Annotated in this window: 20 protein-coding genes and 1 tRNA gene; 7 read left to right on the top strand and 14 right to left on the bottom strand. The window is 71.8% G+C overall.

All coding sequences use genetic code 11. The features are described 5' to 3' along the window. Positions 1 to 459 precede the first annotated feature (459 nt). Together HOY81_RS21465 and HOY81_RS21460 are read right to left on the bottom strand one after the other, a co-directional pair. Positions 460 to 1,125 (bottom strand): YdcF family protein, encoded by a 666-nt coding sequence (locus HOY81_RS21465; protein WP_237322128.1) that lies wholly within the window; start codon positions 1,123 to 1,125, stop codon positions 460 to 462. A gap of 2 nt (positions 1,126 to 1,127) precedes the next feature. Continuing rightward, positions 1,128 to 1,889 (bottom strand): GntR family transcriptional regulator, encoded by a 762-nt coding sequence (locus tag HOY81_RS21460; protein ID WP_237322127.1) that lies wholly within the window; start codon positions 1,887 to 1,889, stop codon positions 1,128 to 1,130. Positions 1,890 to 2,422: 533 nt separating this feature from the next. Here HOY81_RS21460 and HOY81_RS21455 point away from each other — a divergent pair. Further along, positions 2,423 to 3,883 (top strand): PIN-like domain-containing protein, encoded by a 1,461-nt coding sequence (locus HOY81_RS21455; protein WP_237322126.1) that lies wholly within the window; start codon positions 2,423 to 2,425, stop codon positions 3,881 to 3,883. A gap of 181 nt (positions 3,884 to 4,064) precedes the next feature. Here the strand turns inward: HOY81_RS21455 and HOY81_RS21450 are convergent, their stop codons facing one another. From HOY81_RS21450 to HOY81_RS21435, 4 genes are all read right to left on the bottom strand, one after another. Further along, positions 4,065 to 4,469 (bottom strand): hypothetical protein, encoded by a 405-nt coding sequence (locus tag HOY81_RS21450; RefSeq protein WP_237322125.1) that lies wholly within the window; start codon positions 4,467 to 4,469, stop codon positions 4,065 to 4,067. A 120-nt stretch (positions 4,470 to 4,589) separates the two neighbouring features. Continuing rightward, positions 4,590 to 4,967: a hypothetical protein gene (locus HOY81_RS21445; protein ID WP_237322124.1), complete on the bottom strand. Its 378-nt coding sequence runs from the start codon at positions 4,965 to 4,967 to the stop codon at positions 4,590 to 4,592. Then, positions 4,964 to 5,320 carry a hypothetical protein gene (locus tag HOY81_RS21440; protein WP_237322123.1) on the bottom strand — a complete coding sequence of 119 codons (357 nt, stop codon included), beginning with the start codon at positions 5,318 to 5,320 and terminating at the stop codon, positions 4,964 to 4,966. Before HOY81_RS21440 ends, HOY81_RS21445 begins: the two co-directional genes overlap by 4 nt. Further along, on the bottom strand, positions 5,314 to 5,742 hold the full coding sequence (locus HOY81_RS21435) for an ATP-binding protein (protein WP_237322122.1): 429 nt from the start codon (positions 5,740 to 5,742) through the stop codon (positions 5,314 to 5,316). The genes HOY81_RS21440 and HOY81_RS21435 overlap by 7 nt, the downstream gene beginning before the upstream one ends. 213 nt (positions 5,743 to 5,955) lie before the next feature. Between HOY81_RS21435 and HOY81_RS21430 the strand changes: the two genes are divergently transcribed. Together HOY81_RS21430 and HOY81_RS21425 are read left to right on the top strand one after the other, a co-directional pair. Next, positions 5,956 to 6,270 (top strand): putative quinol monooxygenase, encoded by a 315-nt coding sequence (locus HOY81_RS21430; protein ID WP_237322121.1) that lies wholly within the window; start codon positions 5,956 to 5,958, stop codon positions 6,268 to 6,270. Next, a complete protein-coding gene (locus HOY81_RS21425; protein ID WP_237322120.1) occupies positions 6,260 to 7,477 on the top strand; it encodes a helix-turn-helix domain-containing protein in 1,218 nt (405 codons plus the stop codon). The genes HOY81_RS21430 and HOY81_RS21425 overlap by 11 nt, the downstream gene beginning before the upstream one ends. 256 nt (positions 7,478 to 7,733) lie before the next feature. Here HOY81_RS21425 and HOY81_RS21420 read toward each other — a convergent pair. Then, a tRNA-Gly gene (locus HOY81_RS21420) sits at positions 7,734 to 7,807 on the bottom strand. A 269-nt stretch (positions 7,808 to 8,076) separates the two neighbouring features. Between HOY81_RS21420 and HOY81_RS21415 the strand changes: the two genes are divergently transcribed. The 4 genes from HOY81_RS21415 (at position 8,077) to HOY81_RS21400 (ending at position 11,459) form a co-directional block, all read left to right on the top strand. Further along, positions 8,077 to 8,238 (top strand): hypothetical protein, encoded by a 162-nt coding sequence (locus tag HOY81_RS21415; protein ID WP_237322119.1) that lies wholly within the window; start codon positions 8,077 to 8,079, stop codon positions 8,236 to 8,238. A 302-nt stretch (positions 8,239 to 8,540) separates the two neighbouring features. After that, entirely contained in the window at positions 8,541 to 9,116 is a 576-nt protein-coding gene (gene dcd, locus HOY81_RS21410; protein ID WP_237322118.1) for a dCTP deaminase, read from the top strand. An 18-nt stretch (positions 9,117 to 9,134) separates the two neighbouring features. Continuing rightward, the gene (locus HOY81_RS21405) at positions 9,135 to 9,632 is read left to right on the top strand and encodes a phosphoribosyltransferase (RefSeq protein WP_237322117.1); all 498 of its coding nucleotides are present in this window, start codon (positions 9,135 to 9,137) and stop codon (positions 9,630 to 9,632) included. A 258-nt stretch (positions 9,633 to 9,890) separates the two neighbouring features. After that, positions 9,891 to 11,459: a ricin-type beta-trefoil lectin domain protein gene (locus HOY81_RS21400; RefSeq protein ID WP_237322116.1), complete on the top strand. Its 1,569-nt coding sequence runs from the start codon at positions 9,891 to 9,893 to the stop codon at positions 11,457 to 11,459. A 114-nt stretch (positions 11,460 to 11,573) separates the two neighbouring features. On the opposite strand, the gene HOY81_RS21395 is transcribed toward HOY81_RS21400, so the two are convergent. The 7 genes from HOY81_RS21395 to mbhE form a co-directional block, all read right to left on the bottom strand. Next, a complete protein-coding gene (locus HOY81_RS21395) occupies positions 11,574 to 12,500 on the bottom strand; it encodes a Yip1 family protein (RefSeq protein ID WP_237322115.1) in 927 nt (308 codons plus the stop codon). A 327-nt stretch (positions 12,501 to 12,827) separates the two neighbouring features. Then, entirely contained in the window at positions 12,828 to 13,262 is a 435-nt protein-coding gene (gene mnhG / locus HOY81_RS21390) for a monovalent cation/H(+) antiporter subunit G (RefSeq protein WP_237322114.1), read from the bottom strand. Continuing rightward, complete coding sequence (locus HOY81_RS21385) at positions 13,259 to 13,525, bottom strand: monovalent cation/H+ antiporter complex subunit F (protein ID WP_237322113.1); 267 nt, start codon at positions 13,523 to 13,525, stop codon at positions 13,259 to 13,261. The genes mnhG and HOY81_RS21385 overlap by 4 nt, the downstream gene beginning before the upstream one ends. Next, a complete protein-coding gene (locus HOY81_RS21380) occupies positions 13,522 to 14,142 on the bottom strand; it encodes a Na+/H+ antiporter subunit E (RefSeq protein ID WP_237322112.1) in 621 nt (206 codons plus the stop codon). Before HOY81_RS21380 ends, HOY81_RS21385 begins: the two co-directional genes overlap by 4 nt. Further along, entirely contained in the window at positions 14,139 to 15,671 is a 1,533-nt protein-coding gene (locus HOY81_RS21375) for a Na+/H+ antiporter subunit D (protein ID WP_237322111.1), read from the bottom strand. The genes HOY81_RS21380 and HOY81_RS21375 overlap by 4 nt, the downstream gene beginning before the upstream one ends. After that, a complete protein-coding gene (locus HOY81_RS21370) occupies positions 15,668 to 16,207 on the bottom strand; it encodes a Na(+)/H(+) antiporter subunit C (RefSeq protein WP_237322110.1) in 540 nt (179 codons plus the stop codon). The genes HOY81_RS21375 and HOY81_RS21370 overlap by 4 nt, the downstream gene beginning before the upstream one ends. After that, positions 16,204 to 19,521 (bottom strand): hydrogen gas-evolving membrane-bound hydrogenase subunit E, encoded by a 3,318-nt coding sequence (mbhE, locus tag HOY81_RS21365; RefSeq protein WP_237322109.1) that lies wholly within the window; start codon positions 19,519 to 19,521, stop codon positions 16,204 to 16,206. The genes HOY81_RS21370 and mbhE overlap by 4 nt, the downstream gene beginning before the upstream one ends. Between the last annotated feature and the right edge of the window lie 123 nt (positions 19,522 to 19,644).

The raw sequence follows: 19,644 nt of genomic DNA, 5'->3' as shown, positions 1-19,644 counted from the left end.
TGGGGCTGACCTGCGGGTTTGGCGGTAGTGGGACCTCCTAACCACTTCCTAAGTTAGGAAGGTGCTGGCTGGCTGGGTCGCCGCGGTTGGGGCAGTTTGGCTGTGGGCACCGCAGTGTGCGAACACCGAAGAAGCAGGCGAAGGTCGGTAGAGCGGGTTTGGGCTGGAGCTGCCATGGGGCGAGAGATCGGGGGCCCGTAAGCTTGCCGCGACTCGGGCAGCTCCTAGCCTGCCCGCTAAAGCCCGATGTGGGCCCCGATCTTAGAGGCTCGCCCCAAGGTGGCTGCCTAAAGCCGTGGAGCCGACCGCCCCAGCCACGATGGTGCCCTCTTCTGTGGCTCGCCTCCGCGCGCGGGCCGGCGGCCGGGCCGGAGCGGGGCGGAGACAGGAGCGTCGGCCCGGCGGCGAGCCGGGCCGCGCGGCGAGCGGAGCGAGCCCTTGAACCCGTGGAGAAGGTTTCTACTCACCGGTCCCGGCTGTGCCGGGCACGAGTCGGCTGGTGAAGCCTCGTGCGCACAGGCGCTCGTACGCTGCTTCGACTTCGGCGGGGATCGCTTGCTCGATCATGAAGCCTTGGGCCGGGTAGATGATCAGCCGTTGAAGGGAGCCCACGAGCATGTCGATGACCAGGTGGGCGTTGCCTATGGCTTCCACGTACTGGTCGAGGGTCATGGGTGTGGAGGCGCTGATGACCTCGATGGCCGGCCACAGCTTGCGGGCCGTGGCGTAGGCCCGGCGCTCCTCGTACGGCTTGCTGACGAGCAGCACCGAGGACACTGGGACGTCGTGCTCTTCGAGCATGGCGCGGGAGAAGCGGATGTTCTCGCCGGTGTTGCGGGCGTTCGGCTCCACCAGGACGGCCGAGGCGGGCACGCCCAGTTCCAGGGCGCGTTCCCGGTAGTGCTCGGCTTCGCCTCGTGGCATGCGCTCACGGGTCGTGCGGCTGGTGGCCCCGGTGAAGACGATGAGTGGCAGCATCCCGCGCCGGTACAGGTCCACCGTGGTGTCGGCGACGCCGAGATCGTGACTGCCCAGGCCGATGCCGACCGAGCAGGGGCGCGGCTCGTGGTGCATCAGCTGGTAGTCCCACAGCAGGTGGGCGTCCGAGCGCACCTCGTCCTGCATCGTCACTCCTTCTCGGGCTTCTGCGCCGAGTCGGGAACCTTGAAGTCGTACTCCCATGCGAAGCGTGAGGCGGCATGAATGCCGATGGCGAACTCCACGACCGTACCGTCGGCGGTGTACGTCGTCCGATGCAGTTCCATCACCGGTTCGCCGGGCGGCAGTCGGAGGAGCTTCGTCTCCTCGGAGGTCGCAGGGCGGGCGAGGAGAGCTTCGCGCATGTGGTCGATCTCGTAACCCGCGTCGTACAGCACGCGGAAGCCTCCGCCGCGGCCGGCGGGCCCCGGTGTCGGGTCGACCAGACGTGTTCCCTCGACGTGCTCAGGACGGTAGTAGCTGGTGAGGGTGTGCGTGGGCTGCTCGCCCTCCTTCACCAGGCGGGCCCGGGCGTACACCTCGGCGCCGACGGGCAGCCCGAGCGCTTCGGCAACCTTGGGCGGGGCCTCGACGCGGCTGACCGTCTGCGTCTGCTCATTGCGGCGGTAGGCCCGGCCGGAGGCCACGCGGTCGGCGATGAACGCCACCTCGTCGCCATCTCGCCACTTGGCCTTGTCGTACCGGTAGATGCCCAGCCGCTTGAGCGGAACCGGCTGCCGTACGACCGTCCCGTGGCCACGTGACACCGTGACCAGACCCTCGGCCTCCAGCGCCTTGAATGCCCGGTGGACCGTGACCTTCGAGCCTTCGCCGGTCTCCACCAGGTCCCGGATGTGGGACAGCCGGGCGCCGGGCTCGTAAGCGGGCCTTCTGGTGCGGATCTGGTGCAAGACGGGTAGCGCCGTCCCGGCAACACAAGGGCCCAGGCTGGGGATCACGTCCCTGACCTGGGCCTTCGTCGTTGGAGCGGGTGACGGGAATCGAACCCGCGCTCTGAGCTTGGGAATCACCGTGCCTGTCGTCGCTCTTGCGGGCGTGACCAGCGCGAACGGCGCGCCGTGGGTAGTCTCTCGCCCTCACCCTGGCGCTGCTGTTGACCGTGGTTGCCCGACCCGTCGGGCACGGATCGGGCACGTGGTGGACACCGCTCTAGGAGCGAGGTGGGGCTGCGCTGGCGCGACACTACGTGGGCCTGAGGCGGCCGCTGGTGCCGCTGTTGGCTCCGGTTACGGATGAGTTCCCGTCCGATCTGGCACGGGTGTGGCACGGAGACAACCACGACAGGTTCACATGAATCTGTAGAACAGGTGATGCAGTTGTGCAGCCTAGGATAGGGTAAAAAGATCAAATTACCGGCTGGATAGGGAGTGCTCGAATGCCCTCTTCATTTCTGACAGGTTTCCAAGGGTTGTGGCGTCGCCCGTTGAGCGATTACAAGCAGGCCGTCAGGACCTATCTTGTAGTACTTGATACGAACGTGCTGCTTGAGCTATATCGATTCACGCCCGGCGCGCGAAGAGAATTGCTCGATGTTCTTGGGCGTGTAAAAAATAGACTATGGGTTCCACATCAAGTCGCAGAAGAGTACTATGCTCGCCGGGTCGACGCAGTAAAAGGCCATATCGAACTGTACGATTCTATTCCGAAAAAGCTCGAAGAATGCCGCAACAAGGCGTTGCAGGAGTTGCGCATCTTCGCTAAGCGGTGCTCGCTATCCGAGGCGGACAAAAAGAGACTACTAGAGCCAATCGAAGTAGCTTTCTCTCAAACTATCGCCGCAGTGGAAAAACAAGGTGAGAGTTTTGACCTGAGCCTTGCGGCCGTGATATCCGATGATCCCGTTCTGGCTGCCCTTGCTGGTTTGCTCGACGGTAAGACGGGTGCGCCCTTCGCCGTTGAAGAAGTGGAAGCGTTAATCTCTCAGTACGAACAGCGCGTGGAGAACAAGACGCCGCCTGGCTACAAAGATGCGAGCAAAGGGGAAAATGCGCATGGGGATTATTTCGTTTGGGAGCAAATTTTGCGGGAAGCGGCGACCAGGCGCTCTGCCGTCCTTTTCGTGACGAATGACGCCAAGGAGGATTGGGTTCGAAAGGAGGCCGGCCTCGTAGTGGGGGCGCGACCTGAGCTGTGGTCTGAGATGCAGGACAGGTGCGGTGTCGACTTTCTCATCACCCAACTGGGTTCATTCCTCAAGATCGCTAAGGAGGAACTCGGCGCCGCGGTAAGCGCCTCGACCGTCGCACAGGCGGAAAATATAGAAATAGTCCCCGCGGGTGTCAGCAGAGTTGCGATGACTCAGAGCGAGTATAGACGGGTATGTCGGGATCTGCGTGCGAATTCCAAGTTCTGGAGTGAACAGGTTGCAGAGCTGACTCACAAGATAAGGGAGGGCGACCATGATTCCCTCCGGGAGGTGGGGTCTGCCCAGGAGGAAAGGGACCGGTCCAGGCTCCTACTGGACGTATGGAGTGATTGCCCCCTCGTGAGGCGCGGTGAACATGCGATGGTGCAGATCAGTGAGAAAGACTGGAAAGAGGTTCGCGCGGCTGTAGAAGCCTTCCGTAGGCGAAGAAACTATCGAGTGCGCACTAGAGTTGGGGGTAGTGATCTAACCAGCGCCTTGGGTAATGTCAGGGACCTTGAGGTGAAATTGTCTAGCCTTAAGAGCTTGTACGCAAAGGCGGAAGCAGAAGAGGCAGAGATAACGCTCCGCCTGGGGGGCATCGACAGTGCAGACTCCGAACACTCCAGAGTGAATCGAGAAATGCTGTCCGCCAAGCAACATAGGATCTCTCTCGGGCGTCAAATAATGGAGTGTGAAACTGAGCTTCGCCTCGCCCTCTCAGATATCGAAGAATACCGTGACTGGGAAGACAATTGAGGTCGGTGGAGCGGCTTTGGGCTGGAGCTGCCTTGGGGCGAGAGATCAGGGGCCCGTAAGCTTGCTGCGGCTCGGGCAGCACCTCGTCTGCCCGCAATAGCCCGAGATGGGCCCCTGATCTTCGAGGCTCGCCCCATGGTGGCTGCCTTAAAGCCGTGGAGCCGACCGCCCCAGCCGCCAATCACAGTTGTTCGAACCCCAGCCGAGCAAGGCGGGATCGAATGGCGCTGGGTTGGCGGCCGAACTCGGCGCCCAGCTCATCGAGATCGCGGGTTCCCTCGCGGTACAGGGTGAGGAGGCGCTCCTCATCGTCGGCGGACCAGGGCTGACCGGCGTTGGGGTATTGGGCGCGTATCGCCGCGGGGTCTTGGTGCCGTTCGCTGCCCTCCACGGTGACGGATTCGACGTCGCTGAGCGGGTAGCGGCTGGCTTCGGTCTCCGCGAGCCACAGGATCAGGTGCTCGTCGGCGAAGCTGATCCTGTCGGCGCGCACGGTGACGGCTCGACGCAGACAGTCCGGGTCGTTCGGATCAGTGCGGTACTCGGTGAAGCGCACACGGAACGTGGCGCGTATGGCTGCCCCCATGCCCTCAGGCTGCCGGACCCTTCGCACGAAGGGGCGCCTCTGGTGTATGGGCCGCGCCGCAAGGCGGCGCGGCTGCCCGCGCCGTGCTCGGGCCCTTGAAGCCGTAGAGAAGGTTGTTACTCAGTGCGGGTGGCTGCTGTGGCTCGGATCGGGGAAGCGGTGTGCGCAGGCGGGTAGCTCGGTGGTCTGCCGGTGGGTGAGGGGGAGGTAGGTGACCGGTCGGGTGGTCCAGGTGAGTGCGGTGGCCCGGTGGGTGAGGGCGAGGGTCTGGGGCTGGCCGACGGTGAGTGCGTGGAGGGCTTGGTCCTGGCCTTGTTCGGTCCAGGTGCGGGCTTGGTGGTAGGGGGCGTTGTCGAGTCCGTGGGCGATCATCATGAGGCTGATGCGGACCCAGCGCAGGGCTTGGTGGGGGCTGTAGGCGTCGAAGGAGCCGATGAGCCGGCCGTCGGCGCGGCATTCGCACCAGTAGCCGGGGACCAGGAGCAGGTGGCGGGTCATGCGCGGTGCCTCCGTGAGGGTGCGGGTGTGGTGGGGCGGGCGGTGAGGACGTAGTGGGTGGTGTCCTCGTAGGCGGTGAAGGTGTAGGGCTCGCCGTGGGCGAGGTGGGACAGGGCGCGTTCGTGCTCGGTGTGGTCGGCGAGCCAGGCGCGTACGGGCCGGGCTGCCGGTGGGTCGAGCTGGTCGGCGATGTCTGCGGCGCGGGAGCGGAGCCAGCGCAGCGCGAGCCGGGGTGAGCCGGCGGACTTCGAGCCGAGCGGGAAGGTGCTTCCGCCAGGGGGGTGGGCGGCGGCCTCACACCAGAACCGCCGACGGGTGCACGGGGCGTCGGACGGCCTTCCGTGGCTCAGCACGTGGTGGTTCCGCGCGTGGCCTGTCCAGGGGTGGTGCGCGCCGGTTCGGGGGTGAGGCGCAGTTCGGCGACGACGGTGTGGCCGTGGCGGTCGTCTCCGTGGATGTGGACGTGGTGGGCGAGCGCGGTGACGAGGGCCAGGCCACGGCCGTGGGCAGCGTCCTCGCCGGGCTCTTCGACATGCGGAGTGGTGCGCGAGCTGCCGCCGTCGGTGACGGAGACGAACAGGGCCTCGGGGGCGTGGACGAGGGTGAGGCCGAAGGTCGCCCCGGCGGCGTGGAGGACGGCGTTGGCGCTCAGCTCGGTGACGATCAGGGCGGCGTCGTCGGTCAGTGGGCTGTCGGCAAGGACGGCCCGTGTCCAGTGGCGTGCCGTGCCTACCGCTTCGGGCAGGCCGGGGAAGGCACGTGCATAGGTGAGCATGGCGTTCCTCCATCACGATGACCAGCACTTTTCTGTACGGGCCGCCCTGGTCTGCTGACACAGACCGAGGCAGTCCGTACAATTAGTACTAGCACCGTAGCGAAAGTACGAGCACCATGGGTACGGGTCCGCACTTTTCGTACGGGTTATGGGCCGCATACGGTGCACACCGGTGCGGCGCCAGATGAGCCATCGAGGGAAGAGGAGATCCGCATGTTCGGACTGATGGTGCGTTTCACCTGCAAGGACGCTGCTGCGGCCGCCGCGTTCGATGCGCTGGTGGAGGAGACTGGAGAGCAGATCCGGCAGCACGAACCCGAAACGCTGATCTACACGGTGCACCGTGTTGACGGCCGCCCGCTGGAGCGGATCTTCTACGAGCTCTACCGGGACGAAGAAGCGTTCCAGGCGCACGAGGAGCAGGACCACGTCAAGGCGTTCCTCGCGGCCCGCGAGCAGTACCTGTCCGCCACCGAGGTCGACCGCCTCGACTTCGTCTCGGGCAAGGGTGTGCACCGTGAGCGCTGAGTACGAGCAGGCACTCGGCCGCAAGATCGCCCTGAACCGTAAGCGGCGAGGGCTCTCACAGAAGGAATTCGCCCGCCTGCTGGAGCGCTCCGAGGCATGGGTGTCCCAGGTGGAGCGGGGCGTGCGCCGCATCGACCGGATGACGGTGCTGGAGAAGGTCGCTGACGTGCTCGGCCTCCCGGTGGCCGAACTCGCTTCTGAGGCCCCGATCGTGGCCTCCGCAGCGGAGACCGAACCGCCCGGCGCCGGCCGGCTGCGCGAGGTGCTGAGCGCAGCCCACTCCCTGAAGGCGCTCCTGGCGGAGCACGAGCCGCCCGACGTAGCGGCCCTCCGCGGAGACGTGGAGCGGGCATGGGCGCTGACGCACGCGGGCGACTACGCCGACCTGGCGGAACTGCTGGAAGACCTGGTGCCCCGGGTGGAAGCGGCGGCACGGTCCGCGTCGGAGGAGGACCGCCCCGAGGTGTTCCGGCTGGCGGCGGCGATGTACCACGCCTGCGGTTCCGCGCTGGCGAACCTGGGCGAGCCGGACGCCGCGTGGGTCGCGGTCGACCGTGCCGTGACCGCAGCCGAACGCGCCGGCGACCCCTTGCTGATGGCGGCGGGCGAGTTCCGCCTGTCGATCGTCTTCCTCGGCGCCCGTCGCTTCTCCCAGGCCGCTCAGGCATCCGGCAGTGCCGCTGACGCGCTGCAGCCGCTCGCCGGCACCGGTGACACGGCGGCGGTGGCCCTGCGGGGCGCGCTCACCCTGCAACGCGCGGTCGCTGCGGCGCGCGTGAACGACGCAGACGCCGCGTACGGCCACCTCCGCGACGCCCGCACGATGGCCGAGCAGGTGGGCGAAGGGCGCAACGACCACCACACCGAGTTCGGCCCCACCAACGTCGGCCTGCACGAGGTGGCCGTCGCCGTGGACCTCGGAGACGCCGGGGTGGCACTCCGCGCCGCCGAGGGCATCGACCCCTCCGGCCTGTCCTCCGAGCGGCAGACCCGGTTCCACCTCGACGTGGCACGCGCGCACGCCCAGCGCCGCCAGATCCCCGAAGCCGTCTCGGCACTCACGGCGGCTAGGGCCGTGTCGCCCGAGATGGTCAGAGCCCTGTCGATGGCCACGCAGCTCACCTCCGACCTGCTCACCATGAGCCCACAGCCCTCACAGCAGTTGCGCACCCTCGCGGCAGAGATGGGCGTACACGAAGTGGGGTGACCACCCGAAGCGCTCGGAGGGCCGAGCGCTTGTCGAGGCGAGTCTCCTGGATGCTGAATCGCTGACAGCGCTGATCAATCGGCACTCGACGCTGGAGCGGCAGCGCCAGGTGGCCGCCGGCATCGAGGCGCGGGTCCGGGCGGACCGGGAGGCGGCCGAAGGGCACGGCGGCTCATCGGGCACGTAACGGGCACGCGGGACCTGAAGAGGTCCGGACAACAAGGAAGCCCCAGGTGCCTGACCTGGGGCTTTCGGCTGGAGCGGGTGACGGGAATCGAACCCGCGCTCTGAGCTTGGGAAGCTCATGTTCTACCATTAAACTACACCCGCGTAAGATCGGCCCCGACCTCGGGAAGGGGCCGCCTCAACGCGGGACACTGTACCTCATCTGCGACCCCCGGCGCACAGGCCGCGGGGTCTTTCTGCTGTTCGGGGTGGTGCGGCGCGGGTGGGTCATCCCACACGGGTGACGGCGGGTACGCGGGCGCCGGGTGGGCGAGTTGGGGCGTACGGTGGGTCGCGGAGTGCCGGTCGACGGGCCGGGTGGTTCATCCCCTAACGTGGCTTTTGTCCGCCACGTACCAGGGGAGAGGGAAGCGATGGAGCCCACCGTCGTCCGCTGTGCCGAAGGGCACGAGTTCCGCACCTCGACGTTCCCGATGCAGAACCTGCGCAGCAACCGGATCGGCCCCGGCCGGCTGCTCCGCTGCCCGCGCTGCGCCCGTCTGCGGCAGGCCGTGCCGGTCTCCCGCCGGCGCTGAGCGCCCGGGCGGCGCCGGGCCGCTCCGCCGGCACTCCGGGTGTCCCCGTGGTGACCGTGCCGGACGGCCCGGCGTGCGCCGGGAGGCCCCTGCCGGTACCGGCAGGGGGCAGGGCACGTGGAGGTCCGGGGCCTTCGGAGGCGCGGAGGGGCAGGGTGCCCGGCGGCCCGCATCCCCCGGGACGCGGAGGGCCAGGGCGCCCGCGGGGGCCGGAAGCCTCCGGGGACGCGGGAAGATCCGTAGCGTACGGGCCCGGCCGGACCGATTCGGCCGGGCCCTTCCCGTGCGCGTAGTCTCGGGTCGTGCTTCTCTCAGACAAGGACATCCGGAGCGAGATCGACGCCGGGCGGGTGCGGATCGACCCGTTCGAGCCGTCGATGGTGCAGCCGTCCAGCATCGACGTGCGCCTGGACCGCTACTTCCGGGTGTTCGAGAATCACCGTTACCCCCACATCGACCCGTCCGTGGAGCAGCCGGACCTGACCCGGCTGATCGAGCCGGAGGGCACCGAGCCGTTCATCCTGCACCCCGGCGAGTTCGTGCTGGCCTCGACGTACGAGGTCGTGACGTTGCCGGACGACCTCGCCTCGCGGCTGGAGGGCAAGTCCAGTCTGGGCCGCCTGGGGCTGCTGACCCACTCCACGGCCGGTTTCATCGACCCGGGCTTCTCCGGGCACGTCACCCTGGAGCTGTCGAACGTCGCCACGCTGCCGATCAAGCTCTGGCCGGGAATGAAGATCGGCCAGCTCTGCATGTTCCGGCTGACCTCGCCCGCCGAGCACCCGTACGGCTCGGCGCGGTACGGGTCGCGGTACCAGGGCCAGCGGGGGCCGACCCCCTCGCGTTCGTATCTGAACTTCCACCGCACGCAGGTCTGAGACGCAGGAGGCCCCGGGGTGAGCGACGCGCGCGAGGTACTGACGTATCCGCTCTTCGGTGAAGCGATGCGCGAGCTGGCGCAGACGATCGCCGACGACGGCTACGAGCCGGACATCATCCTCTCCATCGCCCGCGGTGGCCTCTTCGTGGCCGGCGGTCTGGGCTACGCGCTCGACGTGAAGAACCTGCATGTGATGAACGTCGAGTTCTACACCGGTGTCGGCACCACCCTTCAGATGCCGGTCATGCTGCCGCCGGTGCCGAACGTCGTGGACGTGAGCCGCAAGAAGGTGCTGGTGGCCGACGACGTCGCGGACACCGGGCGCACGCTGAAGCTCGTGCACGACTTCTGCGCGGAGCATGTGGCGGAGGTGCGCAGCGCGGTGGTGTACGAGAAGCCGGGCTCGCTGGTGCGTTGCGAGTACGTCTGGAGGCGTACCGACCGGTGGATCGACTTCCCGTGGTCCGCGGAGCCGCCGGTGGTGCGCCGCCCGGGACAGGCCCTGGACTCCTGAGCCCGGGGCAGGTCCTGGACCCCTGAGGTGCCTGCCGCCGGCCTGTGCGGCGCCACCCGGCCTCCGTGCGCGGTCCTGGCACGCCGCGTCGTGACCCCGGCCCGGCACGCCCCGCGCGCGGCGTGCGCCCCGCATCACGCACCACCCGCGCACGACCATCCGCATATACCGACTGGTGCAACTCCCCTTCCCAGTCGCGCTACTTGCCGGTAAATACCGCGGGTAACAGGTGAAGCATCGTCCGAGGGGAGACACCCCATGGCACGTGCGAGACGGACCTCAGGGCGCGCCCTGGCCGGGGCGACGGCGCTGGCGCTGGCCCTCGGGGGCGGCACCCTGGCCCTCGCCCCGGCCGCCCAGGCCGGGCCGCAGGCCCAGGCGCAGAGTCAGCCGCTGACCCGCGCTCAGGCCGACATCCAGCCGCTGCCGCCCGAACTGGAGCGGATCCGCGCCGCCGAGGCGGAGAAACTGTACGGCGACCCGGCCCTCCGCCCGCTCGACGAGCGCAGCACCTCGCTCGTCTCGCTCGGCGACAGCGAGATCTCCGGCGAGGGCGTCGGCACGTACGAACCCGGCACCGACGGGCCCGACAACTGGTGCCACCGCTCGCCGGACGCCGCGATCCACCGCACCGGCATCCCGGTCGACAGGACCTACAACGTCGCCTGTTCCGGCGCCTCCACGGAGAACATCCGGATCGGCGGCACGCAGCAGTACGCCGACGAGCTGGTGCAGAGCGACAACCTCGCCGTCAAGGCCCGCAACACCCGGGTGAAGCAGATCGTGCTGGTCGCCGGCGCCAACGACGACCTGCAGTTCGGGCCGGTCATCACCGACTGCGTGGTCCGCTGGTTCACCTTCCAGGGGCCGTGCGCGCCGAAGTACGACCCGGGCTGGCAGGACCGGGTCGACCGGCTGGTGCCGAAGGTCGTGCAGACCGTACGGGACCTGCGGACCGTGATGAGCGAGGCCGGCTACGCCCGCAGCGACTACCAGCTCGTGGTCATGGGCTACCCCGGACCCATCGGACCGGACATCTACGACAACCCGGACTATCCCGGCAAGATCCCGGGTGGCTGCACCGGCTACGACGAGGACGCCGCCTGGGGCCGCAACGCCGCCGTGCCCCTCTTCGAACAGGGACTCCGGGAGGCGGCCGCACAGACCGGCGCGACGTTCCTGGACGCCTCCCGGCTCTTCCACGGGCACGAGGTCTGCATGGACGACGCCTGGGTGCGCGGGCTCTCCATCGACCTCACCAACCCCTTCCCGCCGGACTCCAACTCCGTCCGGCAGTCCTTCCACCCCAACAAGCGCGGCCACGGCGCCTTCGCCGCCTGCTTCACCGCGATCTGGGAAGCCCGCCAGGACGGCGTGCGGGAGGCGTCCTGCGCCGACCCGGCGAGCACCGGGCAGCCGCGGCTGTACGAGCTGGCCTGGGACGACGTCTTCGCGCCGCTGCGCAACGCCGCCACCGGCACCTGCGTGGACGTGGACGGCGCGTCCAGCCGCAACGGCACCGCCGTGCGCGGCTGGGCCTGCCACGGGGAGCGGAACCAGGGCTGGTGGCTCGACCCGGAGTCCGGACTACTGCACACCGAGCTGACCCACGACCGGTGCGTGGACGTGCCGGGCGGCGCCTACGAGCCGGGCACGGCGCTGATGCTGTGGAACTGTCACGGCGGCGGCAACCAGCAGTTCGTGCGCGGCTCCGGCGGGACGCTGAGCCCGGCCGACGCGCCGCAGCTCTGCCTCACCCTGGCGGGTGCCGAGGAGCCGGTGCGGCTCCAGCCGTGCGACGGCTCGGCGCACCAGCGCTTCGCCTGAGCGCCGACGCGGACCTCGCCGGGGTGCCGGCGGGGCCCGCCGCCGTCACCGGGGCCTGGCTGGGGCGCGTCGCGGGGCCGTACGCCCTGCGGCGCGCCCCGCTGGCGCGGGGCGCTACAGCGCGCCCAGCTTGATCAGCGCCAGCAGCGCCAGGAGCTGGAGCGCCGACGCGCCGAGGGCGCGCGGCCAGTGCAGATCGTGCGAACGGCTCACCATCGAGGTGAACAGCGCGCCCGCCACCACCCAGGTGACCCAGCCGAGCACCTGCACCAGCGGCGCGGTGCCGCCCAGGAACATCGCGAAGAGCAGCCGCGGCGCGTCCGTCAGCGACATGACGAGCATGGACAGGCCGATCGTCGGCGCCCAGGCGCCGTCGCCGCCGAACTGGCGCGCCAGCGTGTGGGTGACCGCCCCCAGCACCACGCCCATCAGCACCATGGCGATGCCCGTGCCGATCACGTACTGGAGCGCGGTCGGCAGGGTGGCGTTGAGCACGTCCTCGCGGGTCTCGTCCAGGCCGAAGACGGCCAGCAGCCCGTAGAGGAACGTGACGACGAGCGCGGGGCCCCACACCGGGTGGTCCCGCATCCGGAGGAAGGTGGCGTTGGGGCGGAGGACGATGCCGCGCAGCAGCTCCTTCCAGTGCAGCCGCGGGCCGGGAGGCGGGCCGGGCGCGTGTCCGGCGCTGTAGGTGCTGCCGTCCGTGTAGTCCCCGGACCAGCCGCCGGCCGCCGGGTCGTCGTGGATGCTGAACGCCTGTGTGTGACCGGGGTTGTTCGCGTACGGGTCGGGACGCCGCCCGCCGGCGTACGGGCCGCCGCCGGGCCCGCCGGCGGGGTCCCCGAGGTACTCCGGCTCACCCTGGGCTCCGCCGCCGTGCGGCCAGCCCTGCGGCGGGTGCGCCGTGCCCGGGCCGTACGGGCCCGGGGGCGGCCCCTGCGGCGGGCCCGCCGGGCCGCCCTGCGGGGGCTGCGGGGGATGCTGCCCATGCTGCTGTGCGGTCCGGGAGTCCCGGCCGCGTCCGATCCTGAATCCAGCCACGCCTTCGAACGTACCGTGTTCCGCGCGGCGGGGAGCGCGGAGCCGGGGAAGTGCCGGGGCATCGGCGCTGACCTGTGACATCCCCTAGGGGTGCCCGGTGGGGCAGGCCCCACCGGGCACCGGGTGCGGGCCCCTCCGGGGAGCGCCGCGGTGCCCCGCCGGGAGCGGTGCGGGTGCCGGGGGCGGGACCCGCACCGGGGAGTCCCGGGCGGCTCCGTGGACGTGCCCCGGCGGCCGCCGGGCGGCGCGGCCGGAGTGGAGCCGCCGGGGACGGGCTCCGTGCCGGGCGCCGTGGGCCGTGCCCGGCGCCCGTGGCGAGCCCGTGGGTCAGTGTTCCGCCTCCGGGGGTTCCCCGGGCGGCTCCCCGTCCGCTTCCTCGTCGCCGTCCGGCCGGTCCTCGTCCTCCCTCGCCGGGGGTTCGGCGCCGACGCGGGCCCGGAGGTCGTCGTGGAGCAGCCCGCGGCGGACCGCCGGGTTGGTGCGGTAGGCGGTACGGCCGACGATCTGCCCCGTGACCGGGACCGTGACGAGCTGGAACAGCGCGATCAGCGCCAGCACGAACGCGTACCGCCAGGCGAGCTGGGCGGCCGTACCCAGCAGGATCAGCAGCAGGCCCAGCGTCTGGGCCTTCGCGGTCGCGTGCAGCCGGGACACCGTCTCCGGGAAGCGCAGCAGCCCCACCGCGCCGAGCAGGCAGAAGAGCCCGCCGGCGGACAGCAGCACCGCCGAGACGACGTCCCGGGCCAGGCTCACCGTGCTCACCGCATGCCCTCCCGCTTCTCCACCAGGTGGGCGGCGGTCACCGAGCCGATGAAGGCCAGCAGCGCCAGGACGACCAGGACCGGCATCGGGGTCGCGTCCTGCCGGGCGGCCATCCCCACGGCCGTGCCGGCGACGATCAGCGTCACCAGCATGTCCAGGGCGATGATCCGGTCCAGGGCGGAGGGCCCGCGGGTCAGCCGGACCGTGGTGAGCACGCCGGCGAGGGACACCAGCGCGAGGGTCGTTCCGTACACCCAGTTCATGCGTCCTCCCCGCGTCCGCCGTGTTCCCCGGGCTCCCCGGGCTCCCCGGGCTCCCCGGGCTCCCCGGGCTCCCCGTCCCCGCCCGGCTCGGCGCGTGCGCCGAAGGTCCGCAGGACCCTCCGCTCGGCCTCCTGGACGTCGTACCGCTTGACGTCCACGCGTTCCGGGCCCGCCACCGGCAGCGCGTGCACGTAGAGCAGCCGGCCGGCCCGGTCGATCTCCAGCACGAGGGTCCCCGGGGTCAGCGTGGTGAGCTGTGAGGTGGCGGTGACCAGCAGGTCGGCGTCCGACCGCAGCGGCACCTCCACGATCGCGCGGCGCGGCGCCCGGCCGTGCCGCAGCGCCTCCCAGGCCACCACGGAGGCGGAGACCGCGACATCCCGCAGCAGGTGCCCGAGGAGCGCCACCAGGTGCAGCGGCCGGAGGGCGGGGCGCGGCACCACGGGCGGCAGCGGGAAGGCCGCCACGATGGCGGCCCCGACCAGCAGCCCGGAGACCACCACCAGCGCACTGACGCTGCCCCACAGCAGCAGCCAGAGCGCCCACAGCCACAGCAGCATCGGCAGATGGCGGCGGGCGCGGGCGGCGGGGCGGAGCAGCGTCCGTACGGCGGTCATCGGCCCCCCTCGGCGAGGCCGTCGAGGACCGCCTCGCGGTACGGCTCCGGGTGCCGCAGGTCCTCCGCCGCCCGCTCCCCGACGCCGGCCAGGGGCCCGGCGGCCGCGGCCACCCCGAGGCCGGCCACCGCCATCCCGGTGGCCGCGCCCAGCATCAGCACCGTCGCCCGGCGGCCCGGCCCGTGCCGGCCGGGGCCGTGCGGGCGCCGGCGGGCCTGGCGGGTGGCGAAGAAGACCCGGCGCCACAGCCGTGCCATGGCGTAGAGGGTGAGCAGGCTGGTGAGCACGGCGGCGCCGGCGAGCAGGTACGCCGCCGGGTGGCCGTCGGCGGCGCTCGCCTGGAGCAGGGCGAGCTTGGCCACGAAGCCGGAGAGCGGCGGCACCCCCGCCACGCTCAGGGCCGGCACGGCGAAGAGCGCGGCGACCACCGCGGTCGGCGGTGTCCGCTCCTGCATCCGGTGCAGCGCGGAGGTGCCGGTCTGCCGCAGGATCAGGCCCGCCGCCAGGAAGAGCGCGGCCTGCACCACGATGTGGTGGACCATGTAGAGGATCGTGCCGGTGAGCCCCGCGACGTCGAACAGCGCCAGGCCGAAGAGCATGTACCCCATGTGGCCCACGAGGGTGAAGGAGAGCAGCCGGTTGATGTCGTCCTGGGCGACCGCGCCGAGCACGCCGACGAGCATCGCGGCGACGGCGGCCACCGCCAGCAGCACCCACGTCTCCGAGCGGGGGAAGAGCAGCGTCTGGGTGCGCAGCAGCGCGTACATGCCGACCTTGGTGAGCAGGGCCGCGAAGACGGCGGTGATCGGGGCCGGGGCCGTCGGGTAGCTGTCGGGCAGCCAGAAGTGCAGCGGCACCAGCGCCGCCTTGATGCCGAAGACGACGAGCAGCAGCAGGCTGAGGGCGGTGCGCAGACCGTCCGGCAGGGCGGCCAGCCGGCCGCCGAGCTGCGCCAGGGTGACGGTGCCGGTGGCCGCGTACACCAGCGCGATCGCGGTGAGGAAGAGCAGTGAGGAGGTCAGGCTGGTCATGGTGTACGTCATGCCGGCCCGGGTGCGCGGGCGGCCCGCGTCCAGGGTGAGCAGGATGTACGAGGAGGCGAGCATGACCTCGAAGGCGACGAAGAGGTTGAACAGGTCGCCGGTGAGGAAGGCGAGGCTCACCCCGGCGACCAGCAGCAGGTAACCGGGGTGGAAGACGGCGGTCTCATGGCTGCGTTCCTCGGCGGTGCCCTGGCCGATGGCGAAGAGCAGCACGGCGAGCGCCACCAGGACCGCGACGGAGAGCAGCAGCGCGGAGAGGCGGTCTGCGACCAGCGCGATGCCCGCGGGTGCCGCCCAGCCGCCGACGTGGAGCACCAGCGGGCCCCGGTCGTCGGCGAGGGCCAGCAGGGCGGCGGCGTCGACCAGGACGGCGACCAGGACGGTGACGCTGAGCACCCGGAGCGGGAGGCGGTGGTGGGTGAGCAGGCAGACGCCGCCGGCCAGCACCGGCAGCAGCACGGGGAGGGCGAGCAGAGCCGTCGTCATGAGCGTTCCTCCGGCGGCTCGGGGGATTCGCGGTCCTCGGTGGCCCCTCCGGTCCCGGAGTCCTCGGTGGCTCCTCCCGACTCCCGGCCCTCGGTGGTCTCGTCGTCCGGCACGGCGGCGGCGGGGGCGCCCGGCACGTCGTGCAGGCCCGGGTCGGTGCCCGCGCGCTCCCGCACGGTGCCGATGAGCCGGTCCTCCAGGTCGTCCTGGACCTCGTCGTGGCCGAAGAGGCGCCAGGAACGGTAGGCCAGCGCCATCAGGAAGGCGGACAGGCCGAAGGTGATGACGATCGAGGTCAGCGCCATGGCCTGGGGCAGCGGGTCGGCGAACGCGCCGCTCCCGGTGAGCGTGTCGCCGGCCAGCACCGGCGCGGCCCCGGGGCCGCCGCCCGCGACGAGCAGCAGCAGGTTGGTGCCGTGCCCGAGAACCAGGAAGCCGAGCACGATCCGCATCAGCGGACGCTGCATCAGCAGGTAGAAGCCGACGGCGAAGAGGCCGCCGACGACGACGGCCATGGTGAGGTCGAGGGTCTTCACGGTCGTGCGCCCCTCTCCGTCGTGCGGTGTGCGGTGCGTGGGTACCGGGTCTCCTCGGGGGCCTCCGCGTCCTCCGGTCCGCCGTCCTCGCCGGGCGCGGCGGGGCCGTGTTCCGACAGCGTCACGCCCACCGCCGCCAGGAGCTTCAGGGTGACGCCGACGACCAGCAGGAAGATCGCGACGTCCAGGAAGAGGCTGGTGGCGAGCTTCACCGGGCCGAACAGCGGGAGGTGTGCCGAGACCAGGGCGCTGGACAGGGCCGGTTCGCCGAGGACGGTCGGCAGCAGCCCGAGGGCGGCGGCGAGCGCCAGGCCGCTGCCCGCGACCACGCCGGGTTTCGCCGGGGCCGCCAGGCCGAAGTCGGCGCGTCCGCCGACGAGGTAGCGGAGCACGAACGCCTGCCCGGCGACGAGGCCGCCCGCGAAACCGCCGCCCGGCCGGTAGTGGCCGGAGAAGAGCAGGAAGAGGCCCAGCACGAGGACGGAGGGGAAGAGCAGCCGGGTGACCACCTCCAGCAGGACCGACCGCTCGCCGCCGGGGCGTTCGTGGGCGCCGGGCAGCCATGGGCGGCTCGGTTCGTCCCAGCGGGCCGCCGCGAAGGGGGACTCCACCGCCTCGCGCAGGGGGGCTTCTTCGCCGGGTGCGCGCACGCCGGGGGTGCCGGGGGGCCGGCCACCCGAAGGTGCCGAGCCACCGCCCGGCCGTCCGGGACCGGTCTCCTTCCCGGTGCCGGGGCCTTCGCCGGTGCCGGGGCCTCCACCGGGGCCGTCGGCACGGTGGCCTCGCGCGCCGGCGGCGCCGCCCTCTCCGCGCACCGCGTCGTCTGTGCCGGCGGGGCCCGCGCCCGCGTGTTCCGGTTCGTCCCGGACTGCGGACGCGTCCCCCGCCGGGCCCTCCGCGGAGGGGCGGCCCCAGAGGCGGACGACGCTGACCACGCCGGTGGCGGCGACCAGCAGCACGGCGATCTCGCCGAGCGTGTCGAGGGCGCGGAAGTCCACGATGATCGCGTTGACGATGTTCTTCGCCCCCGTCTCCGGCGCGCGCCGCACGTACTCCCCGGACACCCGGGGCGCGTCCCGCGCCGCGGTCGCGGCCAGGGCGAAGACCGCGACCAGCGCCCCCACCGCGAGCGCCACCACCCCGCGCAGCACCCGGACCCGGGGCCGGGTGCGGCCGGGCGTGAAGCGGGCGGGCATGCGGCGCAGCACCAGCACCACGATGACCAGTGTCATGGTCTCGACGAGGAACTGGGTGAGGGCGAGGTCGGGCGCCCCGTACACCACGAACAGGCCCGCCACCCCGTAGCCGACGGCGCCGACCAGCAGCACCCCGGTGAGCCGGTGCCGGGTCGGCGTCACGGCGACCGCGGCGAGCAGCACGACCAGGCCGAGCGGGACCTCCATGGCGGACCGCCACACCGGGGCGTCGCCGAGCCCGGGCGTGGTGCGGAGCAGGGCGGTGCCCGGCAGCAGCACCACCGTGGCGAGCAGCACCGTCAGATAGACCGGCAACGAGCCGACCTGGGTGTGCCGGGTCAGCCGTACGGCCGCCTCGTCGAGGGCCCGTACGGTGCCCGCGTACGCGCGCTGGGCGTCGGGCAGCCGGGCCGTGGCGGGCAGCCGGGCCCGGGCGGCGCCCAGGCGCGCGGCGGTGCCGCTCGGGCGGCGGCGGGCCGGCTCCCCGGGGCCGGCCGCGTACCGGGCGTACGGCCTGCGGCGGGTGCCCGCGGCGTGCAGCAGCAGACCCCCGGCCAGGCTGAGCGCCGAGAGCCCGAGGACCGGGGTGAGGCCGTGCCAGAGGGCGAGTTTGTACGGGCCCTTCGGGCCGGGTGGGTAGGCGTCCGCGTACGCCGTGGCCGGGATCGCGGTGCCGGCGTACCAGAGGCCGAACACCAGTCCGGCGAGGGCCAGCACGGCCACCGGCGCGAGGAACCCCGGCGCGATCCGGCCGGCCCCGCCCGGCGGCGCGGCCTCCCGTGGCGCGGCGGACTCCTGGGCCCCGGAGGCCTCCCCTGCCCCGGAGGACCCGAAGGCTCCGAAGGCCCCGTGCAGGTAGCGCGCGGCGTAGGCGACGGTGAGGACGGCGGCGAGGACGAAGAAGCCCGTGGCCCACAGGTGGCCGGGCAGCGCGGAGCCGTGCAGCAGGGCGGAGAACGCCGTCTCCTTCCCCAGGTAGCCCAGCAGTGGCGGTACCCCGGCCAGGGAGGCGGCGGCGAGGGCGGCGACGGCGGACAGGGCGGGCGTCCGGCGGCCCGCGCCGGAGAGCTGCCGCAGGTCGCGGGTGCCGGCCCGGTGGTCCAGGATGCCGGTGGCGAGGAAGAGCGCGGCCTTGAAGCCGGCGTGGGCGAGCAGCAGCGTCAGGCCGGCCAGTGCGGCGGTGCGGGTGCCGGCGCCGAGCAGGGCGGTGAGCATGCCGAGGGTGCTGATGGTGCCGTAGGCGAGCAGCCGCTTGAGGTCGGTCTCGCGGAGCGCCTGCCGGGCGCCGAGCACGGCGCTCGCCAGCCCGATCACGAGCACCAGCGGCCGCCACGGCCCCACGTCGGCGAAGCCGGGGGCCAGCCGGGCGATCAGGTAGACGCCCGCCTTGACCATGGCGGCCGCGTGCAGATAGGCGCTCACCGGGGTCGGCGCCACCATGGCGGCGGGCAGCCAGCCGTGCAGCGGGTACTGCGCGGACTTGGCGAAGGCCCCGGCGAGGATCAGCACCAGCGCGGCCGGGACGGCGCCGCCGCGCGGCGGGTCGGCGACGAGTTCCGAGACGCGGTAGGTGCCGGCCGTCTCGCCGAGCAGTACGAAGCCCAGCAGCATCGCCAGGCCGCCCGCGGCGGTGGTCAGCAGCGACTGTTCGGCGGCGCTGCGGCGCTCCGGCTCCTCCCCGCGGCCGGCGATGAGGAGGAAGGAGACGACGGTGGTGAGTTCCCAGAAGACGTAGAGGACCAGCAGGTTGTCGGCGAGGACCAGGCCGGTCATGGCCCCGGCGAAGGCGAGCAGCAGCCCGGCCTCCCGGCCGGTGTCGCGGGTGACGTAGTGGCGGCAGTAGAGCAGCACCAGGGCGCCGACGCCGCCGACGGCCCAGAGCATCGCCAGGGCGAGGGCGTCCAGCCGCAGGTCGAGCGTCAGGCCCAGCTCCGGCGCCCAGGTGAGGCTCTCCCGTACGGGGCTGCCGTCCAGCACACCGGGGGCCACGGTGGCGCTCCAGGCCACGGCCGCCAGCGGCGGGAGGGCCGCGAGGAGCCACACGGCCCGCCCGGTCCTCCGCGCCCACCAGGGGAGCGCCGCCGCGACGCCGGCGTGCACGGCCAGCAGGATCAGCACGGCAGCAGCACCCTTCCTCCACGGCACCGGCGCCGTCGGGGCCCGTACCCCGTTCCGTACCGGCGCCGTGGCGGCGGCGACCGGGCGGGTGGGGTGGGCACGGCGGCGGTGGTCTTCTCGTCG

It is taken from the genome of Streptomyces sp. JJ36 (genome assembly GCF_021696945.1).
In the GTDB taxonomy this organism is placed as follows: domain Bacteria; phylum Actinomycetota; class Actinomycetes; order Streptomycetales; family Streptomycetaceae; genus Streptomyces.
The sequence above is the reverse complement of the archived record's forward strand: the minus strand, read 5'-3'. Positions and strand labels throughout refer to the sequence as shown.